Annotated in this window: 18 protein-coding genes, 2 pseudogenes and 1 riboswitch; of the genes and pseudogenes, 3 read left to right on the top strand and 17 right to left on the bottom strand. The window is 67.5% G+C overall.

All coding sequences use genetic code 11. The features are described 5' to 3' along the window. Positions 1–194: 194 nt before the first annotated feature. From EO170_RS17040 to EO170_RS16980, 12 genes and pseudogenes are all read right to left on the bottom strand, one after another. Positions 195–483: pseudogene (locus EO170_RS17040) on the bottom strand (histidine phosphatase family protein); the annotation flags it as partial. An 8-nt stretch (positions 484–491) separates the two neighbouring features. Then, a complete protein-coding gene (cobT, locus tag EO170_RS17035; RefSeq protein ID WP_126946767.1) occupies positions 492–1538 on the bottom strand; it encodes a nicotinate-nucleotide--dimethylbenzimidazole phosphoribosyltransferase in 1047 nt (348 codons plus the stop codon). Next, positions 1535–1746 (bottom strand): annotated as a pseudogene (locus EO170_RS17030) (bifunctional adenosylcobinamide kinase/adenosylcobinamide-phosphate guanylyltransferase); the annotation flags it as partial. The gene cobT and the pseudogene EO170_RS17030, both read right to left, overlap by 4 nt. Positions 1747–1843: 97 nt before the next feature. Next, the gene (gene btuB / locus EO170_RS17025) at positions 1844–3721 is read right to left on the bottom strand and encodes a TonB-dependent vitamin B12 receptor (protein WP_126946764.1); all 1878 of its coding nucleotides are present in this window, start codon (positions 3719–3721) and stop codon (positions 1844–1846) included. Between the two features lie 113 nt (positions 3722–3834). After that, positions 3835–4058: riboswitch (cobalamin riboswitch) on the bottom strand. 558 nt (positions 4059–4616) lie between these two features. Continuing rightward, positions 4617–5903, bottom strand: coding sequence for an aminotransferase class I/II-fold pyridoxal phosphate-dependent enzyme (locus EO170_RS17015; RefSeq protein ID WP_126946761.1), 1287 nt, complete (start codon positions 5901–5903; stop codon positions 4617–4619). A gap of 209 nt (positions 5904–6112) precedes the next feature. After that, the gene (gene clpB, locus EO170_RS17010) at positions 6113–8698 is read right to left on the bottom strand and encodes an ATP-dependent chaperone ClpB (RefSeq protein ID WP_126946758.1); all 2586 of its coding nucleotides are present in this window, start codon (positions 8696–8698) and stop codon (positions 6113–6115) included. Positions 8699–8891: 193 nt separating this feature from the next. Next, positions 8892–9710, bottom strand: a complete 819-nt coding sequence (locus EO170_RS17005) for an ATP-binding cassette domain-containing protein (protein ID WP_126946755.1) — start codon at positions 9708–9710, stop codon at positions 8892–8894. After that, positions 9707–10501, bottom strand: coding sequence for an aliphatic sulfonate ABC transporter permease SsuC (gene ssuC / locus EO170_RS17000; RefSeq protein ID WP_126946752.1), 795 nt, complete (start codon positions 10499–10501; stop codon positions 9707–9709). Before ssuC ends, EO170_RS17005 begins: the two co-directional genes overlap by 4 nt. Before the next feature lie 108 nt (positions 10502–10609). After that, a complete protein-coding gene (locus EO170_RS16995; RefSeq protein ID WP_126946749.1) occupies positions 10610–11593 on the bottom strand; it encodes an aliphatic sulfonate ABC transporter substrate-binding protein in 984 nt (327 codons plus the stop codon). An 11-nt stretch (positions 11594–11604) separates the two neighbouring features. Beyond that, positions 11605–12645: an L-glyceraldehyde 3-phosphate reductase gene (gene mgrA, locus EO170_RS16990; protein ID WP_126946746.1), complete on the bottom strand. Its 1041-nt coding sequence runs from the start codon at positions 12643–12645 to the stop codon at positions 11605–11607. Between the two features lie 16 nt (positions 12646–12661). After that, positions 12662–13990 (bottom strand): LLM class flavin-dependent oxidoreductase, encoded by a 1329-nt coding sequence (locus EO170_RS16985; RefSeq protein WP_126946743.1) that lies wholly within the window; start codon positions 13988–13990, stop codon positions 12662–12664. A 64-nt stretch (positions 13991–14054) separates the two neighbouring features. After that, entirely contained in the window at positions 14055–16310 is a 2256-nt protein-coding gene (locus tag EO170_RS16980) for a TonB-dependent receptor (RefSeq protein WP_241239463.1), read from the bottom strand. A 264-nt stretch (positions 16311–16574) separates the two neighbouring features. On the opposite strand from EO170_RS16980, the gene EO170_RS16975 reads away from it, so the two are divergent. Then, entirely contained in the window at positions 16575–16883 is a 309-nt protein-coding gene (locus EO170_RS16975) for a GIY-YIG nuclease family protein (protein WP_104650220.1), read from the top strand. Between the two features lie 45 nt (positions 16884–16928). Next, on the top strand, positions 16929–17636 hold the full coding sequence (locus EO170_RS16970) for a glutathione S-transferase (RefSeq protein ID WP_126946740.1): 708 nt from the start codon (positions 16929–16931) through the stop codon (positions 17634–17636). Between the two features lie 131 nt (positions 17637–17767). Here the strand turns inward: EO170_RS16970 and EO170_RS16965 are convergent, their stop codons facing one another. From EO170_RS16965 to EO170_RS16940, 5 genes are all read right to left on the bottom strand, one after another. Further along, entirely contained in the window at positions 17768–18583 is an 816-nt protein-coding gene (locus EO170_RS16965) for a DUF3014 domain-containing protein (RefSeq protein ID WP_126946737.1), read from the bottom strand. Positions 18584–19573: 990 nt separating this feature from the next. Then, a complete protein-coding gene (locus EO170_RS16955; protein WP_126946734.1) occupies positions 19574–20743 on the bottom strand; it encodes a lysozyme inhibitor LprI family protein in 1170 nt (389 codons plus the stop codon). Beyond that, positions 20740–22341: a hypothetical protein gene (locus tag EO170_RS16950; protein ID WP_126946731.1), complete on the bottom strand. Its 1602-nt coding sequence runs from the start codon at positions 22339–22341 to the stop codon at positions 20740–20742. The genes EO170_RS16955 and EO170_RS16950 overlap by 4 nt, the downstream gene beginning before the upstream one ends. A gap of 70 nt (positions 22342–22411) precedes the next feature. Beyond that, the gene (locus EO170_RS16945; protein ID WP_241239462.1) at positions 22412–23350 is read right to left on the bottom strand and encodes a hypothetical protein; all 939 of its coding nucleotides are present in this window, start codon (positions 23348–23350) and stop codon (positions 22412–22414) included. 154 nt (positions 23351–23504) lie between these two features. Further along, a complete protein-coding gene (locus tag EO170_RS16940; RefSeq protein ID WP_119131083.1) occupies positions 23505–23978 on the bottom strand; it encodes a DUF3574 domain-containing protein in 474 nt (157 codons plus the stop codon). 227 nt (positions 23979–24205) lie between these two features. Between EO170_RS16940 and EO170_RS16935 the strand changes: the two genes are divergently transcribed. Beyond that, positions 24206–26641 (top strand): TonB-dependent receptor, encoded by a 2436-nt coding sequence (locus EO170_RS16935; RefSeq protein ID WP_104583704.1) that lies wholly within the window; start codon positions 24206–24208, stop codon positions 26639–26641. The last annotated feature ends 83 nt before the right edge of the window (positions 26642–26724 follow it).

Genomic DNA, 26724 nt, shown 5'->3' with positions numbered 1-26724 from the left:
TCGGCGCCGCCTGCGGTCCCGATCTTGCGCAGTGGCGGTGGCGCGCCCCGGCGCAGACAACGCGCCGCAGGCGTCCACGTTGAAACGGCCTGGCTGCGGCGCGTGCGCCGGGTGCACGTCACCGTCGATAGGCGGTGCGGCCCCGCCAGGAACACCCCGTATGCTCAGCTCGCTTGCAACGCCACGGACTGGATGCGCCCCAGCGCGGCGCCGTCGGCGCGATCGATGTCGGCCGCCGGCGGGCCCTGCCAGTGGCCGAAGGGGTACCTGCGCAACCGCGGATCCGGCTGTAGCGGCAGCGCGCGCGCTGGCCAGTTCGATGACGAACAAGACACAGCGCTGCAGCGTCGAGGCGACCACCGCGCCCCATGCGCGGTCGGCGGTGGCCGCGCGCAGTTGCTGCCAGCCCGGTGCAGCGAGCGGGTCGTCGAGCTGGCCACGGCCGCTGCGCTGACCGGTGTCGCCGTCGCGCAGCACGCCGATCTACGCACTCATACGTCGGACACGCCGGCTTCGGCAAAGGTGGCCATGCCGTTGTGCAAGGCGCAGGCATGGCGCAACAGCGGAATCGCCACCGCTGCGCCGCTGGCCTCGCCCAGGCGTAGATCCAGCTGCAGCAGCGGTTCGGCGTCGAGTGCGCGCAGCAAGGCGGCATGGCCGCGCTCCTGCGAGCGATGCCCGAACAGCAGCCATTCGCGCACGCCGCCATTGAGATGGGTGGCGACCAGCGCTGCGGCGGTGCTGATGAAGCCATCCACCAGCACCGGAATCCCGGCCTGCGCCGCGGCGATGTAGGCGCCGACCAACGCGGCGATCTCGAAGCCGCCCAACCGGCGCAGCCGCTCCAGCGCGGTGGAGGCATCGGCATGCAGGGCCAGCGCACGGTTGATCACGGTGGCCTTGTGGGCGATGCCCTCGGCATCCAGCCCGGTACCGGCACCGGCCATCGCCTGCGGAAACTGCGACAGCAGCGCGCAGCCCAGCGCGGCGGCCGAGGTGGTGTTGCCGATGCCCATTTCGCCACCGACAAACAGCTGCGTGTCGCAACTTCTTGCCTGCGCAACGCTTTCGGCGCCTGCGGCCAGTGCATCGCGCAACTGGGTGGAGGTCATCGCCGGCTGCTCGCAGATGTTGGCGCTGGCTGGCGCGATCCAGGCACGCCGCACCCGCGGCAACTCGCCCGGGTCGTTGACCACGCCCAGGTTCACCACTTCCAGGCGTGCACCGAGTTCGCGCGCCAGCACCGCGATGGCGGCGCCACCCCGGGCGAAATTACGCACCATCTCGCCGGTGACCGCCTGCGGAAACGCAGACACGCCTTCTGCGGCGACCCCGTGGTCGGCGGCATATACCGCGATCCAGACCCGCTGCACGGTGGGGTGTTCGTTGCGCTGCCAGGCCGCCAGTTGCACCGCCAGCTGTTCCAGCCGGCCCAGCGCGCCGGGCGGCTTGGTCAGTTGTTCCTGCCGCGCCAGCGCAGCCGCGCGCACGCGCGCGTCCGGCACCGCGCAGGCACCATGGATCCAATCGCTTGTCACACCACCTCTCCCTTCAGAACCATCGGCAACCTGCCACCACCAGCACCACAGGCTCGCACTGTAGCGCCAATGCCTGGTGCAGCCGGCCGGCCTGATCGACAAATCGACGCGTCAGTTCGCCCAGCGGCACGCTGCCCTGCCCCACCTGGTTGCTGACCGGCATGAGCCGCCACGGCAGTTGCGGCAGGGTGGCGAGCAGGGCCTCGCGCCTGCGCCCGAATCTGCCACTGCGTGTCTTCCAGGGCCCGCGTCGGTGCCCGGCGCGCGAGGCCGCTCAGCGGCCATCGCCGGTGCACCAGCCGCGCTTACTGCGCGGCTTGATAGCGCAGGGTCAGCAGATAATTGCGCCCCGGCTGCGCATACCAGCGTGCGGTTTCGTACTGGCGGTCGAACACGTTGTTGGCGGTGAGCGAGACCTTCCAGTCTGCAGTCACTGCATAGCTCACGCGTAGATCCAGCAAGCCGTAACCGGCCAGGCGCTCGGTGTTGGCCAGATCGTCGAACCGCTTGCCGGAGCCGAACAGGCTCGCGCCGACGCCGAATGCCCCGACGCTGCGGTCCGCATCGATGCGCCCGCTCTGCCGCGCACGCCGCGGCAGCCAGTTGCCTTGATTGATGCCGCCATCGGCTTCCGGCTGCAGCCAGGTCAAGGCGCTGCGTACGGTCCAGCCGGCCAGCTCGGTGTCGTAGCCGGCTTCCACGCCGCGGATGCGCGCCCGGTCGATGTTGTTCGGCTGCCCGAACGGATGCGCCGCATCCACCAGCGCCGCGTCGTAGGCGATCAGGTCGTCGATGCGGGTCTGGAACGCGCGCAGCGTCCAGGTGCCCCAGTCGTAGCCGCCGCGCAGGCCGAGCTCGGCGCTTCGGGAGGTTTCCGGCCCCAGCAACGGATTGCCGAAATCAGGGTAATACAACTCGTTGAAGGTCGGCGCCTTGAACGCGGTGCCGTAACTGGCGGTCAGGCGCAGATGCTCGGCAACATCCCAGCCCCACAGCAGGCCGCCGGTGGTCTTGCCGCCGAACTGGCTGTTGTCGTTGCGGCGCAGGCTGGCCTGCACCGACTGCGTACCGAAACTTTGCTGCCACTGCGCGAATGCGGCGCGGTCGATGCGGCTGTCGGCATCGTAATTGTCGCTGCTGGCGATGGCGTCACGCTGCCAGTCGAAGCCGACCGTGAACAGGCCCGCGCCGGCAGCGATATCGGCCTGCAACGCGCCCTGCTTGCGGCGGGTGTCATAGGTGGACACATACGCACCGTCGTAATACGCATCGCTGAAGTCGGAACTGCTGCCGACGCTGGCGGTGAGCTTGAGCGCATCGGTGGGCGCATAACGCAGGCGGCCGCCGACCGCCTGCTGCACGCCCTTGGACAGGTTGCCGCCGAAAGCCGAGCCGTCGTATTCATTGCGGCTCTGCGCGCGCAGGCCGTGCACGTCGGCATCCCACTGGCGATTGAAGCGCCAGCCGCCCTGCACGCTCAACGAATCGTTGCGGTAACCATCGCGATCCGGGTCGTAGTCGCTGGAGCTGGTGTCCAGATACGCGTTGATGCCATCGGTTTCGTCATGCACCGCGTTGGCCGAGTACCAGCCACCGCTTTCGCTCAGATCGCCTTCACTGCGCCCGGCCAGGCCCGCGCTGTAGCGGCGCGCGTTGTCGCTGCCGGCCGCCGCGCTGAAGGTCGGCACGAAGCGGCCTTGCGGGCGGCGGGTAAAGATCTGGATCACCCCGCCCAGCGCCTCGGAACCGTACAGGCTGGAGAACGGGCCACGCACGATTTCGATGCGCTCGATCTGCTCGATCGGCACGTCCTGCAACGCCGCGCCGCCCGAGGTGGCCGAGCCGATGCGCACGCCATCGATCAACACCACCACCTGGTCGGATTCGGTGCCGCGCAGGAACAGCGAGGTCGGCTTGCCCGGGCCGCCGTTGTTGGCCAGCGCCACGCCGGCCTCGCCACGCAGCAGGTCCTGCAGTGAATTGACTTGGCGACGCTCGATCTGCGCGCGGTCAATCACCGTGACCGGCGCCAGCGTCTGGTCCTGGGTCTGCGCAGTGCGCGAGGCGGTGACCACGACCTGGTCGAGATCGATGGCAGCCTCGGCGTGGGCCAGGTGGGCCACGCACAGCGACAGCCCTGCGGCCAGCAACGCACGGCGCGGCAAAACGGAAGAAACGGACATCGACTGCTGCTCCTGGAACCGCGCCTACCCGCGCGGGGGCAATGGGGCGGCAGGCAGCAACGGGCCAGACGTCCAACGCGCAGCGCCAGACGAGCAAGGCCACGCCCACCGCGTGCCGGTTCAATCCCTCAGGCCGGTCTCCGGGCTCGCGAGTGGAGGCCTGCGCCTCCGATGCCGCGCCTTCCCATGCGACTGCACAGTGGCGTGTTGCGGCACCTGACCTCGCCCACCGTTGCGGGGGCAGCTCCGGCATTGCAGCTCGCCAAGGCGATCTACGCACCGGATTCCCGTTTAAACAACCGCAACCGCGGCAGTCACCTCAGGGGCGCGCATGGTAGCAGGATTGGCCAGGGGCACCGGCGCGCTCTGGCAACCGGCCAGGCGCCGCGCGTCGGCACGCCCCAAATCCAGCCACGCGTCGGTGGGGTGCTGGAATTTCCCAGGGCATGGAAGCAACGTGCCGAGGCGGCAGCGCGAGCGCACCAAGGCGCAGGTGAAGCTGGCGCGCAACCCGTGCATTGGTGCCCAACAGTAACGGGAGCTTCAAATCACGCGTTGCTGGCTTGTTCAAGGTTTCCAGGGCATGGAAGCGACGTGCCGAGGCGTCAGCGCGGCCGGGGATTGGCGGAGAGCGGCACACGGATGTGCCGCGGCGGCGAGTCAGACAGGATGTCTGACCGAGCCGAGGAGCCGGTCCCCGGCCGCGCTGACGCCCCTACCGAAGCCAGTACCCACAGGCATCGTGCATCGCCGTACCACTCCCACTCCGCGCCCCGGCCCGCGCCAGCAGCGCGGGCGCACCAAGGCGCAGGTGAAGCTGGCACGCAGCCCGTGCCTTGGTGCCCCGAAGAGAGCGAGGCTCTGCGTTCCTGCGCTTAAAGGCGGGCGTACAACCTCATGTTCCCTGCAGCGCCTGCTCCAGATCGGCCAGCAGATCGTCGACGTGCTCGATCCCGATCGAAAGCCGCACGGTGTCTTCACTGACGCCGGCATGTTCCAGCTCGGCCGGGCCCAGCTGACGGTGCGTGGTCGATGCCGGATGCGTGGCCAGCGACTTCGCATCGCCGATGTTCACCAGCCGCGTGAACAATTGCAGCGCATCCAGAAAACGCGCGCCTGCCGCACGACCGCCGGGCAGGCCGAAGGTCAGCACGCCCGAGCCATGCCCGCCCAGATACTTCTGCGCCAACGCATGCTCCGGATGATCCGGCAGCGCGGCGTAATTGACCCAGGCAACCCGCGCGTGCTGCTGCAGATAGGTTGCTATTGCCAGCGTGTTGGCGTTGATGCGCTCCATCCGTAGCGGCAGCGTTTCGATGCCTTGCAGGATCAGGAACGCATTGAACGGCGACAACGCCGCGCCGGTATTGCGCAGCGGCACCACGCGCGCACGGCCGATGTAGGCGGCATCGCCCAGCGATTCGGTGTACACCACGCCGTGATAGCTCACGTCCGGCTCGTTGAGGCGTGGAAACCGCTGCTTGTGCTCCGCCCACGGAAAGCGCCCGCTGTCCACGATCGCCCCGCCGATGCTGTTGCCATGGCCGCCCAGATACTTGGTCAGCGAATGCACCACGATGTCGGCACCGAACTCGATCGGGCGCAGCAGCGACGGCGTGGCTACGGTGTTGTCCACGATCAGCGGCACGCCGTGCGCGTGCGCCACTGCCGCCACCGCCTCGATATCGGTGATGTTGCCGCGCGGGTTGCCGATCGACTCGACGAACACCGCCTTGGTGCGTTCATCGATCAAGCCGGCAAACGCCTGCGGATCGCGATAGTCGGCAAAGCGCGTGCCGATGCCGAACTGCGGCAAGGTATGCGCGAACAGATTGTAGGTGCCGCCATACAACGCACTGGAGGAGACGATGTTGTCGCCGGCCTCGGCAATGGTCTGGATCGCATAGGTCACCGCGGCCTGCCCCGACGCCAGCGCCAACGCGCCGATGCCGCCTTCCAGCGCAGCCACGCGCTGCTCCAGCACGGCGTTGGTCGGATTCATGATGCGGCTGTAGATATTGCCCTGCACCTTGAGGTCGAACAGGTCCGCGCCATGCTGGGTATCGTCGAATGCGTAGGCGACGGTCTGGTAGATCGGCACCGCCACCGCCCGCGTGGTGGGATCTGGCTGATAGCCGCCGTGCACGGCGATGGTTTCGGGCTTCCACTGCGGATCGGTCATGGCGCGGCTCGCTCGGACAGGAGTGCCGACCATAGCCGGCCTTGCGCGCGTGTCTGCAAACCAGCGGTGATGACCTTATGCCACCACGTTGTGAGCACAACGATGCGCCGCATGTGCCATCCACATCACGCAAACGGGCACTGCCTGCGCAGTGCCCGTTGCTTGCTTCAAACGCAACCAGCGATGCGGCACACAACCGATGCCGGCTCTCAGCCCTTGGTGAACACCAGGCGCCCACCTTCGGCACGCACGCGCACGGTGTCGCCGCTGAGGTAATGCCCCGACAGGATCTGCTGCGCCAGCGGGTTTTCCACCTGCGACTGGATCGCGCGCTTGAGCGGGCGGGCGCCATACACCGGGTCGAAACCGACATTGCCCAGCAATTCGAGCGCCGCATCGTCCAGGTCCAGCTTGAGGCCGCGCTCGGACAGGCGTTTTTCCAGCCCATGCAACTGGATGCGCGCGATCGACTTGATCTGCGCCTTGTCCAGCGGATGGAACACCACGATGTCGTCCAGCCGGTTGATGAACTCCGGGCGGAAATGCGCCTGCACCACGCCCATCACCGCCGCCTTCATCTGCGTGTAGGCCTCGGCGCTGCCGTCGCCGGACAGCTCCTGGATCTGGTGCGAGCCCAGGTTGGAGGTCATCACGATGACGGTATTGCGGAAGTCCACCGTGCGGCCCTGGCCATCGGTGAGGCGGCCGTCGTCGAGCACCTGCAGCAGGATGTTGAAAACATCGGCATGCGCCTTTTCCACCTCGTCCAGCAGGATCAGCGAATACGGGCGCCGACGCACCGCCTCGGTGAGGTAGCCGCCTTCCTCGTAGCCCACATAGCCCGGGGGCGCACCGATCAGGCGCGACACCGAATGCTTCTCCATGAACTCGCTCATGTCGATGCGGATCATGGCCTCGGTGCTGTCGAACAGGAAGTCCGCCAGCGCCTTGCACAACTCGGTCTTGCCCACGCCGGTCGGGCCGAGGAACAGGAACGAGCCGCTCGGGCGATTGGGATCGGACAGGCCGGCGCGCGAACGCCGCACCGCGTCGGAGACGACCTTGATCGCCTCGTTCTGCCCGACCACGCGCTGGTGCAGTTCCTCTTCCATGCGCAGCAGTTTGTCGCGCTCGCCTTCGAGCATCTTGTTGACCGGGATCCCGGTCCAGCGCGACACCACCTCGGCGATTTCCTCGGCGGTGACGCGGTCCTGCACCAGCTTGAAGTCGTGGTGTTCGACCTCGTTGGCCAGCGCCATCTGCTTTTCCAGCTGCGGCAGCACGCCGTACTGGATCTCGCTCATCTTGGCGTAGTCCTGGCGCCGTTGCGCCGCTTCCAGTTCCAGCTTGGCGTGCTCGATCTGCTCCTTGACCTTGGTGGTGCCCTGCAACGCGGCCTTTTCCGACTTCCACAACTCGTTGAGGTCGTAGAACTCGCGCTCGAGCTTGTCGATGTCGGTTTCCAGATCGGCCAGGCGCTGACGCGAGGCGTCGTCCTTTTCCTTCTTCAGCATCTCGCGCTGGATCTTGAGTTGGATCAGGCGGCGCTCCAGGCGATCCAGTTCCTCCGGCTTGGAGTCGATCTCCATGCGGATACGCGAGGCTGCCTCGTCCATCAAATCGATGGCCTTGTCCGGCAGCTGGCGGTCGGTGATGTAGCGGTTGGACAGGGTGGCGGCGGCAACGATCGCCGGGTCGGTGATTTCCACGCCGTGATGCACCGCGTAGCGCTCCTTCAGCCCGCGCAGGATCGCGATGGTGTCTTCCACCGTCGGCTCGCCCACGAACACCTTCTGGAAGCGCCGCTCCAGCGCGGCGTCCTTCTCGATGTACTTGCGGTATTCGTCCAGCGTGGTGGCGCCAATGCAGTGCAGCTCGCCACGCGCCAGCGCCGGCTTGAGCATGTTGCCGGCGTCCATCGCGCCATCGGCCTTGCCGGCGCCGACCATGGTGTGCAGCTCGTCGATGAACAGGATGATCTGGCCCTCGTTCTTGGACAGATCGCTGAGCACCGCCTTCAGGCGTTCTTCGAACTCGCCGCGGAACTTGGCGCCGGCGATCAGCGCGCCCATGTCCAGCGACAGCACGCGCTTTCCGCGCAGGCCTTCGGGCACTTCGCCGTTGATGATGCGCTGGGCCAGGCCCTCGACAATGGCGGTCTTGCCCACGCCCGGTTCGCCGATCAGCACCGGGTTGTTCTTGGTGCGCCGCTGCAACACCTGGATGGTGCGGCGGATCTCTTCGTCGCGGCCGATCACCGGATCGAGCTTGCCACTCTCGGCACGCGCGGTCAGGTCGATGGTGTATTTTTCCAGCGCCTGGCGTTGTTCCTCGGCGTTTTCCGACTGCACGGTCTCGCCGCCGCGCAGCTTGTCGATGGCCGCTTCGATCTTCTTCTTGTCGCCGCCGGCCGCGCGCAGGGCCACGCCCAGCGGGCTGGCATCGTCGGCGGCGGCCAGCACGAACCACTCGCTGGCGATGAACGCATCGCCATGTTGCTGGGACAGCTTGTCGGTCTGGTTGAGCAGGCGGTTGAGATCGTTGCCGATCGACAGGTTGCCTTCCTGCCCGGAGACCTTGGGCAGCGTGTCCAGCGCCTCGCCCAGCCGCTCGCGCAGCAGCGGCACGTTGACGCCGGCCTGCGACAGCAGCGGGCGCGTGCTGCCGCCGCTCTGGTCGAGCAGGGCGGCCAGCACGTGCACCGGCTCGATGATGTTGTGGTCGCGGCCCACGGCCAGCGACTGCGCGTCGGCCAGCGCCTGCTGGAACCGCGAGGTGAGCTTGTCCATCCGCATGGGGAGAATCCTCTGAACTGGTGGCCGGCAACGCCGACAATACCGTGCAGATGCGGCTGCTGTGCGGCGTTTCAAGGTGTGGCGGCTGCGCAGGCGCCGATGCGGGCACCAGGACCGGCTCCTATCCGTGGCATGGGCTGCGCGCTGCGGGCTCGCACAGTGGCCTGAGCGACCCAGGCCCACCGGCAAACCGTCAGATGATCCGCCGGAGAGACAAAGGTGCAGGCATGGCACCCTCCTGCTCCACAGCAGGAGTGTCCGCGCCCGCTGGCGCCACCACGTCCGGTGTCCGCAGCAGGCGCGCCAGCACCTGTGCCTGGATTGCCGCCAGGGCCGGCGCGCCGGGTGCACGCGGATGCGGGACCGGCACCGGCAGATCCAGGCCGACCTGGCCGTGTTCGATCAGCACGATGCGATCGGCCAGCGCACTGGCCTCGGCCACGTCGTGGGTCACCAGCACCAGGGTGAAGCCATGCTGCCGCCACAACTGCACGATCAGCTGCTGCATCTCGATGCGCGTCAACGCATCCAGCGCGCCCAGGGGTTCGTCCAGCAACAACAGCCGCGGCCGATGCACCAGCGCACGCGCCAGGGCCACGCGCTGGCGCTGGCCGCCGGACAGCGTCGCCGGCCAGTCGCCGCCACGCGTGCCCAGCCCCACCGCGTCCAGCGCCGTCTGTGCCTGCGCACGCCCGGCACGCCCCAGGCCCAGCGCCACGTTGTCGATCACGCGCTTCCACGGCAGCAGCCGTGCGTCTTGGAACATCAGCCGCACCGCATCGCGCTGCGCCGCCAGCGCGGCATGGCCGCTGTCGACGGTGCCGGTCTCGGCCGTCTCCAGCCCGGCGATCACCCGCAGCAAGGTGCTCTTGCCGCAGCCGCTGCGCCCGACCACCGCCACACATGCGCCAGGTGCGACGTCCAGGTCGATGCCGCGCAACACAGCGCTGTCGCCGTAGCGCTTGCCGATGCCGCGCAAGCGCAGCGGCAGGCCGGTCTCGGTCGCGCTCATCGGCGCAGCTCCGCACGCTGTTGCTGCGCCGGATGCCAGCCCAGCCACCAGGCTTCCAGTCCGCGTGCGGCCAGATCGGCCAGCTTGCCGAGCAGTGCATACAACACGATGGCGACCACCACGATGTCGGTCTGCAGAAACTCGCGCGCGTTGGTCGCCAGATAGCCGATACCGGAACTGGCGGAAATGGTTTCGGCCACGATCAGCGTCAGCCACATCAGCCCCAACGCAAAGCGCAAGCCGACCAGGATCGACGGCAATGCGCCGGGCAACAACACATCGACGAACAGCTGCGGCCCGCGCAAGCCGTAATTGCGCGCCATCTCGATCAAGGCCGGGTCCACGCTGCGGATGCCGTGGTAGGTGTTGAGGTAGATCGGGAAGAACGTGCCCAATGCCACCAGGAACAGCTTGGCGCCCTCGTCGATGCCGAACCACAGGATCACCAGCGGAATCAGCGCCAGATGCGGCACGTTGCGCAGCATCTGCAGGCTGCTGTCGAGCAGGCGCTCGGCCACCCGCGACACGCCGGTCAGCAGGCCCAGCGCAAAGCCGATGCTGCCGCCGATGGCCAGGCCCACGGCCGCCCGCCAGCTGCTGATGGCCAGGTGTTGCCACAACTCGCCACTGCGCACCAAGGTGACTGCCGCGCGCAGCACCGCGTCCGGCGCAGGCAGGATGCGCTGCGGCAACCAGCCGCCGGAGGCCGCGACCTGCCAGGCCACCAGCAAAACGAGCGGCAACACCCAGGGCACCAGCGCATTGCCCAGACGCTGCAGGCGGCTACGCATCGCGCAACCGCGGTGTCGTGGCGGGGCCTCGGCGCGACGGCGCGCATCTGCCCGTTGCCGATGTCCGGCACGCGTCCGCACCTGCGCGTGTGCTGCGGCTTGCGCGCATCACTTGCCCCCCGCCGGCTTGCCCGCCGTTTGCGCGGCGGCCGCCGCGGGCGCACGCCATACCGCCGGCGCCACCAGCACGCGTTTGGGCAACAAACGCTGCGCGTAGAACAGATCGGCAGTGGCCTGCTGCGCCTTGACGACCTCGGCGCTGAGCGGCTGCACGCTGGCCGGCGGGCGGTGCGTCAGCGTGCGCTCGACCACCGCGGGTGACAGCCCGCTGACCTGCGCCAGCACCTTGATGCTGCCGGCGCGGTCGCGCTCCAGCAAGCCATCGGCCTGGTTGAGCGTGCCCATCACCTGCTGCACGAACGGACCCCAGGCGGTGGCGTAACGGCGCGAGGACAGGAAGAACCCGCCGGTCAGCCCCAGCCCTTCGCCGTTGGCGAGCAGGCGCGCGCTGCCATCCAGCGTCAGTGCCGAATACCACGGGTCCCAGATCGCCCAGGCATCCACCTGCCCGGCGGCGAACGCCGCACGTGCGTTGGCCGGTGACAGATACAACGGCGTGATGTCGCGCATGCCCAGGCCGGACTTGGCCAACAGGCGCAGCAGCAGGTTGTGCGCGCTGGAGCCTTTCTGGAAGGCAACCCGTTTGCCCTTGAGGTCGGCCACACGCCGCAGCGAGCTGTTGGCCGGCACCAGGATGGTCTCGGCCTTGGGCGTGGGCGGCACCCAGCCCACGTACAGCAGGTCGGCACCGGCGGCCTGCGCGAACAGCGGCGGAATGTCACCCGCACCGCCCAGGTCGATGCTGCCTACGTTCAGGGCTTCCAGCAGCTGCGGGCCGGCCGGGAACTCCACCCAGCTGATCCTGGTGCGCGGGAAGCGCTGCTCCAGCAACCGATGCTGCTTGGCCAGCACCAGGCTGGATACCGCCTTTTGATAGCCGATACGCAGCTGCGCCGGCTCGGCGGCCGTTGCGGGTTGCAGCCACGCGATGCCGGACAACAGCAACGCAGCAATCAAAAAGCGGTAGCGCATCGGCGTGTTCCTCATTGCCAGTCGGTGGACGGTTTTTCCCAGAGGTTCACGCCACCCTCGACCGCAAAGCGATCGATCTCGGCCAGCTCGTCCGCACTGAACTCGGTCGTCTGCAAGGCCGCGACGTTTTCAATCAACTGCTCCGGGCGGCTGGCGCCCAGCAATGCCGAGCTCACCCGCCGGTCGCGCAGCACCCAGGCCAAGGCCAGCTGCGCCAGACTCTGTCCACGCCGCTGCGCGATCGCCTCCAGCCCGCGTGCGCGTTGCAGGTTGTCCTCGGACAGATGTTCCGGCCGCAACGAGTCGCCACCAGGCCGGTTCATCCGCGCATCGCCGGGCACGCCATTGAGGTACTTGCCGGTCAACAGGCCCTGCGCCAGCGGCGTGAAGGCGATGACGCCGGCGCCGACCTCCTCGGTTGCATCGAACAATTCGTGCTCGGCCCAGCGATTGAACAGGTTGTAGGCCGGCTGATGGATCAGCAACGGCACCTTCCACTGGCGCAACAACGCGGCGATTTCGCGCGTGCGCGCCGCCGAGTACGACGACACGCCCACATACAGCGCCTTGCCCTGCTGCACCGCGCTGGCCAATGCACCGGCGGTCTCTTCCAGCGGCGTGTCCGCATCGAAGCGGTGCGAGTAGAAGATGTCCACGTAGTCCACGCCCAGGCGTTGCAGGCTCTGGTCCAGGCTGGACAGCAGGTACTTGCGCGAACTGCCACCCTGCCCGTACGGGCCCGGCCACATGTCCCAGCCGGCCTTGGTGGAGAGGATCAATTCATCGCGATACGGCCTGAAGTCCTCACGCAGCAGGCGGCCAAAGTTGATTTCCGCGCTGCCATACGGCGGGCCGTAGTTGTTGGCCAGATCGAAATGGGTGATGCCCAGGTCGAAGGCAGTACGCAGCAATGCGCGCTGCGTGTCGATCGGCGTGCTGTCGCCGAAGTTGTGCCACAGGCCTAGCGACAGCGCAGGCAGGACAAGACCGCTGCGGCCGACACGGCGGTAGGCGATACGGTCGTAACGATCGGGATGTGCGAGATAGGTCATCAGGGTATCCGGTGAGTCAGCGTGCGCTGAAGCGATTGACGGGGCGTGCCAGCCCCAGATGATCGCGCAAGGTGCGCCCGGCATATTCACGCCGGAACAGTCCACGCCGCTGCAGCTCGGGCACCACGTGCGTGGCCACATCGGCCAGGCCGCCGGGCAGATGGGGTACCAGCACGTTGAAGCCGTCGGCGGCGCCCTGCTCGAACCAGGCCTGCAGCTCGTCGGCAATCTGCGTGGGCGTGCCGATCAGGCTGTAATGCCCGCGCCCGCCTGCGATGCGCCGGCCGAGCTGGGCAATGCTCAGTTGCTCCTGTCCGGCCAGCTCGGTGAACAACTGCTGGCGACTGCGTTGCCCGGTTTCGGTGAGCGGCAACTCCGGCAACGGGCCATCGGGCGGATAGCCGGACAGGTCGAAATTGCCCAGCATGCGCGACAGCAGCGCGATGCCGACCTCCGGCTCCACCAGCGCCTGGAACTGCTCGAATTTTTCCTGCGCCTCGGCCTGGCTCTGCCCGACCACGATGAACACACCCGGCATCACCTTCAACGCATCGCGCGAACGCCCGAACTGTTCCAGCCGCCCCTTGATGTCGGCATAGAACGCCTGCGCCTTGGCCAGCGACGATTGCGCGGTGAACACCACCTCGGCCGTTTCCGCCGCCAGCGCGCGCCCGGGCTCGGACGAGCCGGCCTGCACCAGCACCGGATGCCCCTGCGGCGCACGCGCGATGTTGAGCGGGCCGCGGACCTGGAAGTGCGTGCCGCGATGATCCAGCACATGCAGCCGCGTCGGATCGTAGTGCACGCCGGCGGCGGTATCGGCGATGAAGGCATCGTCGTCCCAGCTGTCCCACAGCCCCGCGACCACCTGCTGGAATTCGCGCGCCCGCGCATAGCGCTCGGCATGCACGTAATGGGCATCGCGGTTGAAGTTCAATGCTTCGTCGGCGGCATCGGAAGTGACCAGATTCCAGCCGGCACGCCCGCCGGACAGATGGTCCAGCGAGGCGAACTTGCGCGCCACGTGGTACGGCTCGTTGTAGCTGGTGGTCATGGTGGCAATCAGGCCGATGCGCTCGCTCACCACCGCCAGCGCACTGAGCAGCGTGAGCGGCTCGAACAGGCTGGAGCGCGCCATCCGCGATGCCACCGGCCCACCGGCCGCAGCCAGGCTGTCGGCGACGAACACCGCATCGAACCGGGCGGCCTCGGCGATGCGCACCATCTCACGATAGTGATCGAACACCAGCGGATCGGCACTGGCTTGCGGGTGCCGCCACGCGGCCACGTGATGGCCGGTGGCCATCAGGAACGCCCCGAGCGAGAGCTGTCGTGCGGCGCTCATCGCAGTCCACCGTGCGTCGCGCCTGCATGGCTCGGATCACTCTCGAAACACATCACAAACATCGTCAAAAATCCTTGTGCAATTGCAGCCCGACATAACGCTGGTCGTCACGCGGCACCAGCCGGTACACGTTGCCGGTGGCATTGGCCAACAATGGCGCGTACGTGCGGTCGCCGAGATTGCGGCCGAGCACCGCCACCCGCCAGCCATGCGCATCGTCGGCCAGCGCGATGCTGGCGTTCCAGATCGCATACGGGCCCTGGACGGTCTGCGGGGTCTGGCTGAGGTCGTACTGCACGCTGTCCTGCCAGCTCACGTCGCCGTTGACTTCCAGCGCCAGGCTGCCGCGCAGCGGCACCCGGTAGCCGGCGCGCAGATTGCCCTTCCAGTCAGGCGAAAACGGCAACGGCCGGCCGTCGACATTGCAGTTGGCCGCGGCGGCGGCGGGACAGGCGAAGCGCTGGATGCGCGCCTGCGTGTAGGCCAGCGAGCCGGCCAGGCTGAGCCGCTCGGTGGGCCGATACTCCAGGTCCAGCTCCAGGCCCCGCGTGCGCACCTGCCCGGCGTTGATCAGGCGCGTCACCACCTGCCCGGCCACGGTATCGAAGAAGTTGGCCTGGTAGTTGGCGTATTCGGTATGGAACAGCGCGACGTTCGCACTGAGGCGATCGTCCAGTGCACGCGCCTTCAGGCCGAGTTCCCAGGCGTTGGAGGTCTCCGGCTTGAGCGCCGGCGTATCGCGCGGCTGCATGTTGAAGAACACGTCGTAGGCCGGGCCCTTGTAGCCGCGCGAATAGGTGAGGTAGCCGGTGGTCCGCGCATCGACGTCGTATTGCAGGCCGGTACGGCCCGACACCCCGTTTTCCGCGGTGCTGCCGCTGCTTGCGGTGGACGGCTGGATGCCGGTGACTGCGGTTGCCGAGCTGGACACGCGCTGATGCCGGTAGTCGAGCGTGTCGCGGGTGAAGCGCGCGCCCAATAGCGCACGCAGATCCGGGCGCCAATGCCAGGTGGCCTCGCCGAAGGCGGCATAGGTTTCCGCGCGGGTGGCGTAATCGGCCACGCCCACGTTGCTGGCGGTGGGCGTCGTCACCGTGCGGCGGTAGGTTTCGTCATTGCGCGCATGCAGGTAATACAGCCCGGCGACCGCCTCCACCGCACGATCGCGCGGGGTCTGGATGCGCACTTCCTGCGAATACTGCGTGTAGCCCAGGTCACCACGGTCGTGCGAGGACGGAAACGCCGCGCTGCGTTGCGCGGTGCGGTCGCCATCCTGGAACTGGGTGTTGTCCCATTGCCGCCACGCGCTGATCGAGGTCAGCAGCGCATCGCCGAGTTGCTGGTCCAGCTGCAGCGAGGCGCCCTTGTTGATGTCGTCCAGAGACGTGCGGTAATCGCTGTTGATCTGCCGGTTGTCGGCGCTGGCGATGACCGGTGCCAGCGCTGCGGCGAAGTCCGCACGCGTACTGGCAACCACCACCCCGCTGGGCGCATCGCTGTGCGATTGCAGGTAGTCGGCGAGCAGCGTCGCGTTCAAGCTTGGGTTCGGGGTCAGGTCCAGCCGCAACCGCGCGCCGGCGCGGCGGTAGCCGTTGACGGTCTGGCCGTCGGCCACATTGCGCACATTGCCGCCGTACTCGGCCCACAACGCCGACACGCTGGCCTTGAGCAGCTCCGGCACCAGCGTGCCGCCGACACTGGCACGCACGCGGTCTTCGTCGCCGCCGCCGAAGTGCGAATAATCCACATAGCCGCCGAACAGTTCCGGCGCCGGCTTGCTGACGATATTGAGCACGCCGGCCGAGGCGTTCTTGCCGAACAAGGTGCCCTGCGGCCCGCGCAGGACTTCGATGCGCTCGACATCGAGCAGGTCCAGCGTGGCCTGGCCTGGGCGCCCCAGTACCACCCCGTCGACCACCGTGGCCACGCTGGGCTCGACGCCCGGCGAGGTGGAAATGGTGCCCACGCCACGCAGGAATAACGAGGTGTCCTTGTTGGAAGCACCAGTGCGGAAGGTCAGGCTGGGCACCAGGGCCGGCAGGTCGGCCACGCTGTTGCGGTTTTCGCGCTCAAGCGTCTCGCCCTGGACCACCGATACCGCCACCGGCACCTGCTGCAGGGTGGTTTCGCGGCGCGTGGCGGTCACGGTGACCGCACCCAGGGTCTGCGCGGCGCGCTCCGGCGCCGCAGCAGCCTCGCCCACTTCATCGGCCAGCACCGGCGTAACCGCCCACACCAGACTCCACGCCAACACCTGCGGCCTGGCCAACCATCTCGAAGCGGCGAGGATCCTTGCATGGGTCCGGTGTCGCGCAGGCATGTACGTCCTTTCGTGGCGTCGGCTGTCTTGCAGCAGCGTGGGGAACTGCGAGTCGGCGAGCGCTGTGCACGGCGACCCTTGCGCAGCGCAAGCCAAAACGGCGCTGCAATGCAGTAGCGCATGCTGTTTGCAGCTGGCTCAAGCGTCAAATAACCAATGTTCAGATGGTTATTCACTCACGCGTCGCCGCGTGCCGGTCATGCATGCCTGGCACGCGCCAAGACCCTCGCTGCACGGCACCCGGCCAATGGCGATAATGGGCACATGGATGCACCCAAGCCCTGGCACCTCTACCTGCTGCTGTGCCGCAACGGCAGTTATTACGCCGGCATCACCAATGATCTGGAGCGGCGCTTTCAGGCACACCTGCGTGGCACCGGCGCGCGCTATACACGTGCACATCCGCCGCTGGAACTGCTTGCCAGCCATCCATATGCGGACCGCGCCGCCGCCTCGCGCGCGGAGTGGCAGCTCAAGCAACAACCGCGCGCGCGCAAGCTGGCCTGGCTGCTGGCACAACCGCACGGCGGTACCGAGTCACAGCCCGCTGACGCCTCGATCACGCCCGCCTAGCCGCGCGGTTTCTATGGTGTAGCGCTGTCAATCGCGGAGCAGCACATGCACTACCAGCTCTACTACTGGACCGGCCTGCAAGGCCGCGGCGAATTCGTCCGCCTCGCACTGGAAGATGCCGGTGCCGACTACACCGACGTGGCGCGCGTGGAAGGCGATGAGGTGATGAATGCCTTTCTGGAAGGCAACCAGCCCGGCGCGCAGCCGTTTGCGCCGCCCTTCCTCAAGGCTGGCGATACGGTGGTTGCGCAGGTTGGGGCCATCCTGCATGTCATCGGGCCACAACTGCAGCTGGTACCCGACTCGGACGCGCAGCGCATCCAGGCATTGCAGTTGCAGCTGACCATCGCCGACCTGGTGGCCGAGGTGCACGACAGCCATCATCCGATCGCCACCGGCCTGTATTACGAAGATCAGAAAGCCGAGGCGGCCAAGCGCGCCAAGGACCTGCGCGACAACCGCCTGCCCAAGTTCCTGGGCTACTTCGAACAGGTGCTGCAACAGGCCGGCGGCACCCATGTGCTGGGCACGCACTCGTACGTGGACCTGTCGCTGTTCCAATTGGTCAGCGGATTGGAGTACATGTTCCCCAAGCGCATGAAGACACTATCGGCCGATCTTCCCGGCCTGAAGGCCTTGCAGCAACGCGTGGCCGCGCGCCCGCGCATCGCGGCCTATCTCGCATCCGAACGACGCGTTGCGTTCAATACCAACGGCATCTTCCGCCACTATCCGGAGCTGGATGCGGCGTAAGCAATGGCGGCACGTGGCGTAGCGCGTGCCGCCCAACCTGCGTTGCTTCATGCCGGAATGTGGCGCGAAGCTGCAACCATGCATGCAAGGCCGCACCGGGCGGCCTTATCCTCGCGCTACCACACGCCGCTTCAACGTCCCTGCAGCAACGCCGTGCGGATCCGCTGCAACTGCGCCTTCACGGCAGCCGCCTGCGCCGGCCCCAGCCGCAGCAGCGCCTTTTGACCGACCGACAGCGACTCCAACGCCGGATCGACAAACCGATAACGGCCACGCTCGTCGCGTTGCACCCTGACCGGCTGTGCCAGGTCGGGCGTGCGCAGCAAATGATCGATCACGTCGATCACGCGATCGTTGAAGTAACGGTCCGGCGCGCCCAGGTCGGCATACGCCTGCTGCAACAACGGATAGAAACGCACATAGTTGCGCACCAGCGCCTGCGCATCCACCTGGGTGAACGCCGCCACGTACGGCGCATAACGCGCCGCATTGGCCTGGTCGACCACTACACTTCCAGTGGCATCGGACACCAAAAATTCACCTGCCACCGGCTGCAGCACCGAGGCGCGACGGCTGATGCTGGGCTGGGTGAGATTGTCGATCATCACCACAACCCGTTCGATCAAGTGCTTGCGCAAAACGATCGACACTGCACCGTCGTCCTGCACCAACGCCAGCAAGGCCTCCCACGCTGCCGCATCGCTCTGACCCAGCGCGGGGATCGCCGCGTCGGCGGCATCGGCCGAGGGCTGCTGCACCGGATGGCGCGGCCCCGCCGGCGCCGGCGGCGACGGGGTCACCGCCGCTGCCACGGCGCTGGCGGTCTGGCTGATCGGCGCTGGCAAGGCGCCCGGCGCAGTGGGTGACCCGCTGAACAGCCACCAGGCAGCGCCGGCCACCACCGGCACCGCCAGCAGCCACGGCCAACGCGAAGACTTGGATTGCATCATGGAACTCCTTACATCGACACCATCCAGGGTGTGACCATGCCAGATCGCGGTGGTTCCATCGATGTGCAGCGATGCTGCGATCAAGCACTGAATCGAGGGCGCGGCGCCCTCACCGCTTGCGGGACACGCCGTGAACCCATCCCTGGGGGCTCGGTGGCGGCATCCATGCCGCCACACGGTCCCGCAACCGGCAAGGACACCGCACCAGACAGTTGGTCGGTACTCATCTGAAAAGCCGTCTGTCGTGCGGCGCGCATCGGACGTGGAGCCGACGCTTCATGATCGAACAAGACGCATCCAGCACTGCTCTTGCCATGCACACCGACCCTCTCTACTGGTCCTTGCCCGCTCACCGTCGCGGGACCCTGAGCGGCATGGATGCCGCGCCGGAGCCTACAAGGACGTACTTGCGGCGTGTCCCGCGATGGTGGGCGGGCAAGGACCCTGCAGCCAACTCGCAGCGTCGAGGGCGCGGCGCCCTCACCGCTTGCGAGACACGCCGTGAACCCGTCCCTGGAGGCTCGGTGGCGGCATCCATGCCGCCACACGGTCCCGCAACCGGCAAGGACACCGCACCAGACAGTTGGTCGGCGCTTGTTTGAAAAGCTGTCTGTCGTGCGGCGCGCGTCGGACGTGGAGCCGATGCTTCACGATTGAACAAGACGCATCCAGCACTGCTCTTCCATGCACACCGACCCTCTCGACTGGTCCTTGCCCGCTCACCGTCTCGGGACCCTGAGCGGCATGGATGCCGCGCCGGAGCCTACAGGGACGTACTTGCGGCGTGTCCCGCGATGGTGGGCGGGCAAGGGCCCGCAGCAAAGCCGCAGATCGCATGCTTTGGCCTTGGCCTTGGCCTTGGCTTTGGCGTTAGCTTTGGCTCTGGCTCATCCACATCGCCTGGTCTCGGACCAGGACGACCGGCGTTGCCGCATCAAGCGACGCCACCGCTCGCCTGAAATCCGCGAGCAGGCGTGCGCACCGCTCTCAGCCTGCGAAATCCAGCCGCGCATTCACCCAGGCCGCCACGATCGCGGCGGCCGCCTGCTCGGCCTGCTTCGCAGGCAGGCGCTTCTCGCGCACCAGCCATGCGGCCGTGTCGGCGCGCACCTTCGGCAGTAACGCGCGCACGGCCTTGCGCTGTGCCGCCGGCCAGTCGCTGTCTTCCCCGGTCCAGGCGGCAATCGCCTTGTCCGGATCCTCGCCGTAGCGCTTGCGCAATGCCGGGGTCAGGTACAGCAATGGCGATACCGACGCGCGTAACGCGATGATTTTCCACTCGGCGTAACTGGCGTAGCGAATGGTGCCGGCATCCTTGCTCAGGGCCTCGATCAACCCGTCGAAGCCGGCATCCAGCTGCTTCCAGCTGGCCAATGCAAACAGACCGCCCGGCGACTCGCAGATCGGCGCGAACCCGTCGCGTGTCGAGCCATACAGCGACCCGAACGCCTCATACGCCGGCTCGCCCACTGCAGCAAAGATGAAGCAATGCACGTAAGGACGATGATCGCTGTTGTCGCGTTCGATCCACATCCGCAGCAATGTCAGCACGCGTTCCTGCGCCTGCATGGCGGGCATGCCATCCACATCGTCGAGCAAGGATGCGGCGAAGTCGTCGACCTTGCGCAGCGCCTTGCGTGCACTTTCAAACCGCGCACTCGCCAGCTTCGCATCCACGCCCGCGGCGGGGACAAACTGATGCAGATACGCCAGCCACGCCGAAGCCAGCGGCGTGTCGTAGCTCTGCAACTGGCGCGCGGCGTCGGCAGGCGCAGTGGGAATCAAGGCGATGATGCGATCCAGCGCCTGTTGCTGCACAGTCAGCGCCTTGGCCAGCACATCGGCCCTGGCCTTCACTGTGCGTTGCAGGCAGTCGTCCAGTTTGGCGTCCTGCGCGCAGGCATTGCGCTGCCGCAGCCAGGCGCGTTGCTGATCACGCGCGCCCGCGACCGCGCTACGCGGCGTGGTGTCCAGCAGCGCCCGATAGGACTCGTCCAGCTGATCGTCCAGATGGCCCAGCGCCGGCACCGCGCACAGCCGTTTTTCGACCGCCGTGGCTGCCTGCTTGCAATCGAACGACGCCGCCCAGGTACCGCCGGCGCCAAGCAACAGCGCGCCACCGATGACCACCCGCAACACGCTGGAGCAGGCTGTCATTGCACTGCCTCCTTGCGTGCGGGCAGCAGCGAGAGCAGCAGCAGAGTCACCGCCAGCGCGACATAGGCACCCACGAACTGCCAGCTGATCACGCGCGCCAGGCCGTGCAGCGACCATGGCAGATAGATGCCGCCGCGCGGGTCCACCGAATGGATCAGGCCGAACAGCGTCAGCCCGGCGGCCACCAGCAGGAACACCGCGCCGCGTCGCAGGCGGCCATCGATCATCGCCGCCACGGCGGCGATCCACAGCATCGCGGTGATGATGAAGCCATTGCCCAGCGCGAAGATCACCGCCAGCTCCGGCAGGCCATGCCCATCGAGTTTGGTGGTGAGTGCGACCAGTTGATCGGGCGCAATCCAGCCCGGTGCCTTGATGGTCAGCAGGTACGCCACCGACGGCAGAAAGCCCAGCACCATCGCACCGGCGTGCTGCCTGGGCGTGGCCTGGAACGCCTGCGTGGTGATGTCGATCGACACGTACACGATGATCGGCGCCAGCACCGCCAGCGGCAGCCATTGCACCAAGCCGGAGATCACACCGAGCATGCCGCCGATGCCGACGAACAAGCCGGTCAGCAGCGTGTAACCGGAGCGCGCGCCCATGTGCTTGTAGGCCGGCTGGCCGATGTAGGGCGTGGTCTGCGCCACCCCGCCGCAGACGCCTGCGACCAGCGTCGCCAAGGCTTCCACCAGCAGGATGTCGCGGGTGCGGTAGTCATCGCCCGCGGCGCGTGCGCTCTCGCTGACATTGATGCCGCCTACCACCATCAACAGGCCGAACGGCAGCAGCAGCGGCAGGTACGCCAGCGTGGCGGGCAGGCCGTCGATGAAGCCCAGGTTCGGCAGCGGCAACACGATCTGCGGCGGCGTCCATTCCGGCACCGCGAAGCCCGGTGCGCCCAGGCCGGCCAGTCCTAGGCCGTAGTACAGCGCAGTGCCGATCACGAACGCCACCAGCACGCCGGGCAACCTGGTCGGCAGCCGGCCCTTGGCCAGCAGCACGTACAGCAGCAGGCCCAGGGTGACGAAGCCGGCCACCGGCGAACGCAGGGTTTCCAGCAGTGGCAGCAAGCCCATCAACACCAGCGCGATGCCGGCAATGGAACCCAGCAAGGCCGCGCGCGGCAGCGCGCGCGTGACCGCCTCGCCGACGAACGACAGCACCAGCTTGAGCAGGCCCATCACCACCAGCGCGGCCATGCCGAGTTTCCAAGTGGCGATGGCAGCCGCCTGCGGGTCCAGTCCCTGTGCCTTGAAGCCGACGAACGCCGGGCCCAGCACCAACAGCGCCATGCCGATGCTGGTCGGCGCATCCAGGCCCAGCGGCATCGCGGTGACGTCGTCGCGCCCGGTGCGTGCAGCCAGCCGCCGCGCCATCAAGGTGTAGAGCAGGTTGCCCACCAGCACGCCGAACGCGGTGCCGGGAAACATGCGCCCGAACACCACTTCGGCCGGGAACTGGAACATCCCGACCAGTGCCATCGCAATGAAACCGAGGATGGAGAGATTGTCGACGACCAGGCCGAAGAAGCCATTGAGGTCGCCGGCGACGAACCAGCGCGGCGATGCCGCAGTACGCGAGGAAGGGGCCGACATGGGAGCCAGGAAGCGTGGGGATCGGCCGATGGTAGCCGCTGCTCATCACGCGCGACAGCGCTGCGGTGAATCAGAGCGTGTCGCCGCGATTGCGCCCGCCAGTCCTGCACGCGGCGGCCCTGAGGTAGCGACACACGCTCTTCATTGCCGCCTCGACCTCGATCCAGCCGACGATGTCGCCACGGTTGGCGCTGCGATAGCGCACCTGCACGCGCGTGGCGTCGGCGCTGACATCCAGCGCATCGGCCTGATCGCCCTGCACCAGGTAGCGCTTGGTGCTGGTCGCCGAAGGTGTGGCGTACAGCGGCAGACGCGCCACCTGCACGTGCAACTGCACCGGCATCGGCGCGTCCAGCGTGGTGCCGATCGCGCTGGACACCCGCACCCCACGCGCGTCGTAGCGCGGCCATACCGACAGCGGCATGCCATCGTCGCTGCCCGGATCGAGCAAGGTCTGGATCTGCGGCGAAGCGATCGGCTGCTGGGTCGTGGCCACATACAGCCGCCCATCGGCCGCGTAGCGATACACGTCGGCGTACCACATCGGCCCGCTGCGGCAGGAACTGGTCACGCTGCGGTCCGACTTGTCGGGCGTCAGGTTGAAGAAGCCTTCGCACTGCACTGCCGGGCGCGTGGGCGGGGTCAGCGCACGAAAGCGCCGTTGCGCCGGATCGAACACAAATACCAGCACCGCCTCGTTGACCTGGCCGAGCATCGCCGACACCGCCAGGTCCGGGTGTCCGTCGAAGTTGTAGTCGTCGCTGTCCACGCCGGCGCCGCCTTCGCCGTCGTCCACATTCGCGTCGAGCCATTGCTCCTTGCCGCCCGGGGCGAACACCACATGCAGGCGTTCGCCGACCAGCGTGGCAGTGGCATGCGTGTGCGCATCGATCGTCACCTGCACGCTGGTATCGCGTGCCGCGGCCGCGAACGACAGGCCGGCGAGCGCTGCCGACAACCACACGCCGGCCGCGCGCACACGCAGCCGGCGCAGATCCTCAAGGCGCATGGCCACCCGGTCTGGCAGCTCACCCAGTACGAAGCTGCCCGCTGTAAAGGCACGGATGTGGCGCATCATTGCACCGCACGCGCAGCACTCGCCGGTGCCGCTGCCCACGCCGCGGTCGCACCGCAGGTACGGCGGCCGCGCCAAGCGGCACCACTCAGAACGACACCTCCACCGCCTGCCGCGACCACAGCACCGACTGGTGCCCGGTGGCCTGCTTCCAGGCCAGGCGGATCGCCTCGATGTCGTTGCGCCGCTGCGGAGTGTCCTCGTGCAGGATCACCAGCACCTTGGTGCCCAGCCGGTTCGGCTCCTTGGCACCGCGAAACAGCCACTGGCCGTAGGCATCGAACACGGTCAGCCCGTCCGGGAAGCGCGGGGTCACTTCCTTGTCCAGGAACGCGCGCCATTGCGTGTCGTCGATGGTGCGGGTCTGCGGGCGATCGGCCGGACCGGTCTCCTGGCCCACACCGAAGTACAGCTCGCTGCGCACCCAACCGTGCGCCGTCGCCGGCCGCGCCGCATCGCCTTGCAGGCTGGCAGTGGTCGACCCCGGCGCGCCGCCGGGGGTGGTGGCGCAGGCGGACAGCGCCAGCGTGGCGGCAAGTAGGCAGGACGGCAGCAACTTCATCGACTTCTCCACAACGGGTACGGTTACGACGGATCGGGGGCAGGCTCATGCAGGGCCGGCATCAGCTGATGCCGGCGTGCGCGCACTGTGCCATCTCGCACGCGCCTGAACAACGCGATAATATCTCTCTATCCGGATGAATGTGGACGATCCGAACCCCTTTGCGCCCTGCCCGGCCGGATGCCGACCGCGCGGCGCGTTCGCAGTTGCTGTTGCAGGAGAGAGACATGACCCGCCCCACCCTTTCGGCCATCGGCCTGGCCGTCGCGGCCGCGTTGAGCGCCAATGCACAGGCCCAGCAGGCCGCCCCCGGCGCCACCACGCTGGACACCGTGATCGTCACCGGCACCCGCGCCAGCGACCGCACCGTGCTGGAATCGACCGTCCCGGTGGACGTGCTCACAGCCGAGGACATCCGCAAGGCCGGCGTGGTCAATGGCGAGCTCGGTAGCGCGCTGCAGGCATTGCTGCCCTCGTTCAACTTCCCGCGCCAGTCCAACTCCGGCGGCGCCGACCATATCCGCGCCGCGCAGCTGCGCGGCCTCTCGCCCGACCAGGTGCTGGTGCTGGTCAACGGCAAGCGCCGGCATACCTCGGCGCTGGTCAATACCGACAGCAAGATCGGCAAGGGCACCACGCCGGTGGATTTCAATTCCATCCCGATCAATGCGATCAAGCGCATCGAAGTGCTGCGCGACGGTGCCGGCGCGCAATACGGCTCGGACGCGATCGCCGGCGTCATCAACGTGATCCTGGACGACAACCCCGAGCGCGGCGAGCTGGAAGCCAGCTTCGGTGCCTACAACACCGATGTGGAGCCGATCAACCGCCGTGTCACCGATGGCCAGACCAGCTACGCCAGCGCCAAGGTCGGCACGCTGCTCGGCGATGACGGCGGCTTCTTCAAGATCGGCCTGGAGCTGAAGAATCGCGAAGCGACCAATCGCGCCGGCTTCGACCAGATTCCATCGTTCGAAGAACAGACCCCGGCCAACCTGGCCCTGGCCGGCCGCCGCAACTACGTGCTCGGCGATGGCGCCACCAAGGGCCTGAACGCCTGGCTCAACACCAAGGTCCCCTTCAGCGCCAACGGCGAGTTCTACGCCTTCGGCACCTACAACCAGCGCGACACCGAAGGCGCCAACTACTTCCGTTACCCGGATGGCAGCGCCAACTGGCGCGAGATCTACCCCAACGGCTACCGTCCGATTTCCGAAGGCGAGAATCGCGATCTGCAGATCGTCGCCGGCGCCCGTGGGCAGCTCGGCGACTGGGACTACGACGCCAGCGTCAACTACGGCCGCAACGACTTCACCTACCGGCTGCGCAATTCGCTCAACGCCTCGCTCGGCCCCGGCAGCACCACGCGCTTCAAGACAGGCGACTTCGCCTTTGCGCAGACCGTGGCCAACCTGGATCTGACCCGCGTGTTCGATGCGGCCGGCGCCACCCATACCTTCGGCACCGGCGCCGAGTTCCGCCGCGAGCAATACCGCACCCATGCCGGCGACCCGGCCAGCTATGCGGCCGGCCCGTTCACCGATCGCCCCACCGGCTCGCAGGCCGGCGGCGGCCTGAGCCCGCAGGACGAGGCCGACCTGTCGCGCAACGTGGCCAGCGCCTATGCCAACGTGTCCAGCCAGTTCGGCGACAAGTTCTCCACCGACCTGGCCGGCCGCTACGAGCATTACCAGGATTTCGGCAGCCAGTGGACCGGCAAGCTGGCCGCGCGCTATGCGTTCGCCCCGGCATTCGCGCTGCGCGGGGCGGTCTCCAACAACGTGCGTGCACCCTCGCTCAGCCAGATCGGCTACGAAGCCACGTCCACTGGTTATGACGCGGCCGGTCGCCTGACCCAGGGCCGCCTGCTGTCGGTCTACAACCCGATCGCCCGCGCGCTCGGCGCCACCGACCTGAAGCCGGAAAAATCGCTCAACTACAGCCTGGGCTTCACCAGCCAGCTGGGCGATCATTTCGACCTGTCGCTGGACTTCTTCCAGATCGACATCGACGACCGCATCGCGCTGTCCGAAGACATCACCGGCACTGCGCTGACGGACTTCGTGCAGCAGAACTTCGGCGTCAGCGGTGTGCAGAGCGCCAGCTACTTCCTCAACGCCGCCGACACCCGCACCCGCGGCGCCGAGCTGGTCGGCAACTGGCGCCAGTACGCCTTCGGCGGCGACCTGCTGCTGACCGGTACCTACAGCTACGCCAAGACCGAGTTGAAGAACGTCATCGGCACCCCGGCGCAGCTGCTGGCGCTGGACCCGGACTACGTGCTGTTCGGCATCGAAGAGAGCAACACGCTCACCGATGCGGCGCCGCGCACACGCGCCGCGCTGGCCGCCAACTGGAACAACGAGCACTGGAACCTGCAGACCCGCGTCAACCGCTACGGCAGTGCGACGCGCGTGTTCGACTTCGGCGGCGGCTTCGTGCCACGCCAGACCTACGGCGCGGAATGGCAGCTGGACCTGGAAGCCGAGTACCACCTGGGCACGCAATGGACGCTGGCGATCGGTGGCCAGAACATCCTCGACAACTATTCGGACCGTTCCATCGACGACATCGCCTACTTCGGCAACCTGCCCTACGACGTGCTCTCGCCGATCGGCAGCAATGGCGCGTACTGGTATGGGCGGGTGCGCTACACCTTCTGACGCCGGGATTGGCGGATTGGGGATTGGGGGATTGGCAAGGGCGGCTCGTCGCCAATCCCCACTCCCGAATCCCCAATCCCCGC

It is taken from the genome of Xanthomonas sp. BRIP62409, assembly GCF_003992965.1.
GTDB classification, from domain to species: domain Bacteria; phylum Pseudomonadota; class Gammaproteobacteria; order Xanthomonadales; family Xanthomonadaceae; genus Xanthomonas; species Xanthomonas euroxanthea.
The sequence above is the reverse complement of the archived record's forward strand: the minus strand, read 5'-3'. Positions and strand labels throughout refer to the sequence as shown.

Coding starts and splice junctions, on each gene's coding strand:
- mgrA (WP_126946746.1), bottom strand. CDS start 12,645: ATGACCTATCTCGCACATCCCGATCGTTACGACCGTATCGCCTACCGC.
- btuB (WP_126946764.1), bottom strand. CDS start 3,721: ATGTCCGTTTCTTCCGTTTTGCCGCGCCGTGCGTTGCTGGCCGCAGGG.
- EO170_RS16980 (WP_241239463.1), bottom strand. CDS start 16,310: ATGCCTGCGCGACACCGGACCCATGCAAGGATCCTCGCCGCTTCGAGA.
- EO170_RS16975 (WP_104650220.1), top strand. CDS start 16,575: ATGGATGCACCCAAGCCCTGGCACCTCTACCTGCTGCTGTGCCGCAAC.
- EO170_RS16985 (WP_126946743.1), bottom strand. CDS start 13,990: ATGAGCGCCGCACGACAGCTCTCGCTCGGGGCGTTCCTGATGGCCACC.
- EO170_RS17005 (WP_126946755.1), bottom strand. CDS start 9,710: ATGAGCGCGACCGAGACCGGCCTGCCGCTGCGCTTGCGCGGCATCGGC.
- EO170_RS16965 (WP_126946737.1), bottom strand. CDS start 18,583: ATGCAATCCAAGTCTTCGCGTTGGCCGTGGCTGCTGGCGGTGCCGGTG.
- clpB (WP_126946758.1), bottom strand. CDS start 8,698: ATGCGGATGGACAAGCTCACCTCGCGGTTCCAGCAGGCGCTGGCCGAC.
- ssuC (WP_126946752.1), bottom strand. CDS start 10,501: ATGCGTAGCCGCCTGCAGCGTCTGGGCAATGCGCTGGTGCCCTGGGTG.
- EO170_RS16950 (WP_126946731.1), bottom strand. CDS start 22,341: ATGTCGGCCCCTTCCTCGCGTACTGCGGCATCGCCGCGCTGGTTCGTC.
- EO170_RS16935 (WP_104583704.1), top strand. CDS start 24,206: ATGACCCGCCCCACCCTTTCGGCCATCGGCCTGGCCGTCGCGGCCGCG.
- EO170_RS17015 (WP_126946761.1), bottom strand. CDS start 5,903: ATGACCGATCCGCAGTGGAAGCCCGAAACCATCGCCGTGCACGGCGGC.
- EO170_RS16945 (WP_241239462.1), bottom strand. CDS start 23,350: ATGCGCCTTGAGGATCTGCGCCGGCTGCGTGTGCGCGCGGCCGGCGTG.
- EO170_RS16970 (WP_126946740.1), top strand. CDS start 16,929: ATGCACTACCAGCTCTACTACTGGACCGGCCTGCAAGGCCGCGGCGAA.
- EO170_RS16995 (WP_126946749.1), bottom strand. CDS start 11,593: ATGCGCTACCGCTTTTTGATTGCTGCGTTGCTGTTGTCCGGCATCGCG.
- EO170_RS16940 (WP_119131083.1), bottom strand. CDS start 23,978: ATGAAGTTGCTGCCGTCCTGCCTACTTGCCGCCACGCTGGCGCTGTCC.
- EO170_RS16955 (WP_126946734.1), bottom strand. CDS start 20,743: ATGACAGCCTGCTCCAGCGTGTTGCGGGTGGTCATCGGTGGCGCGCTG.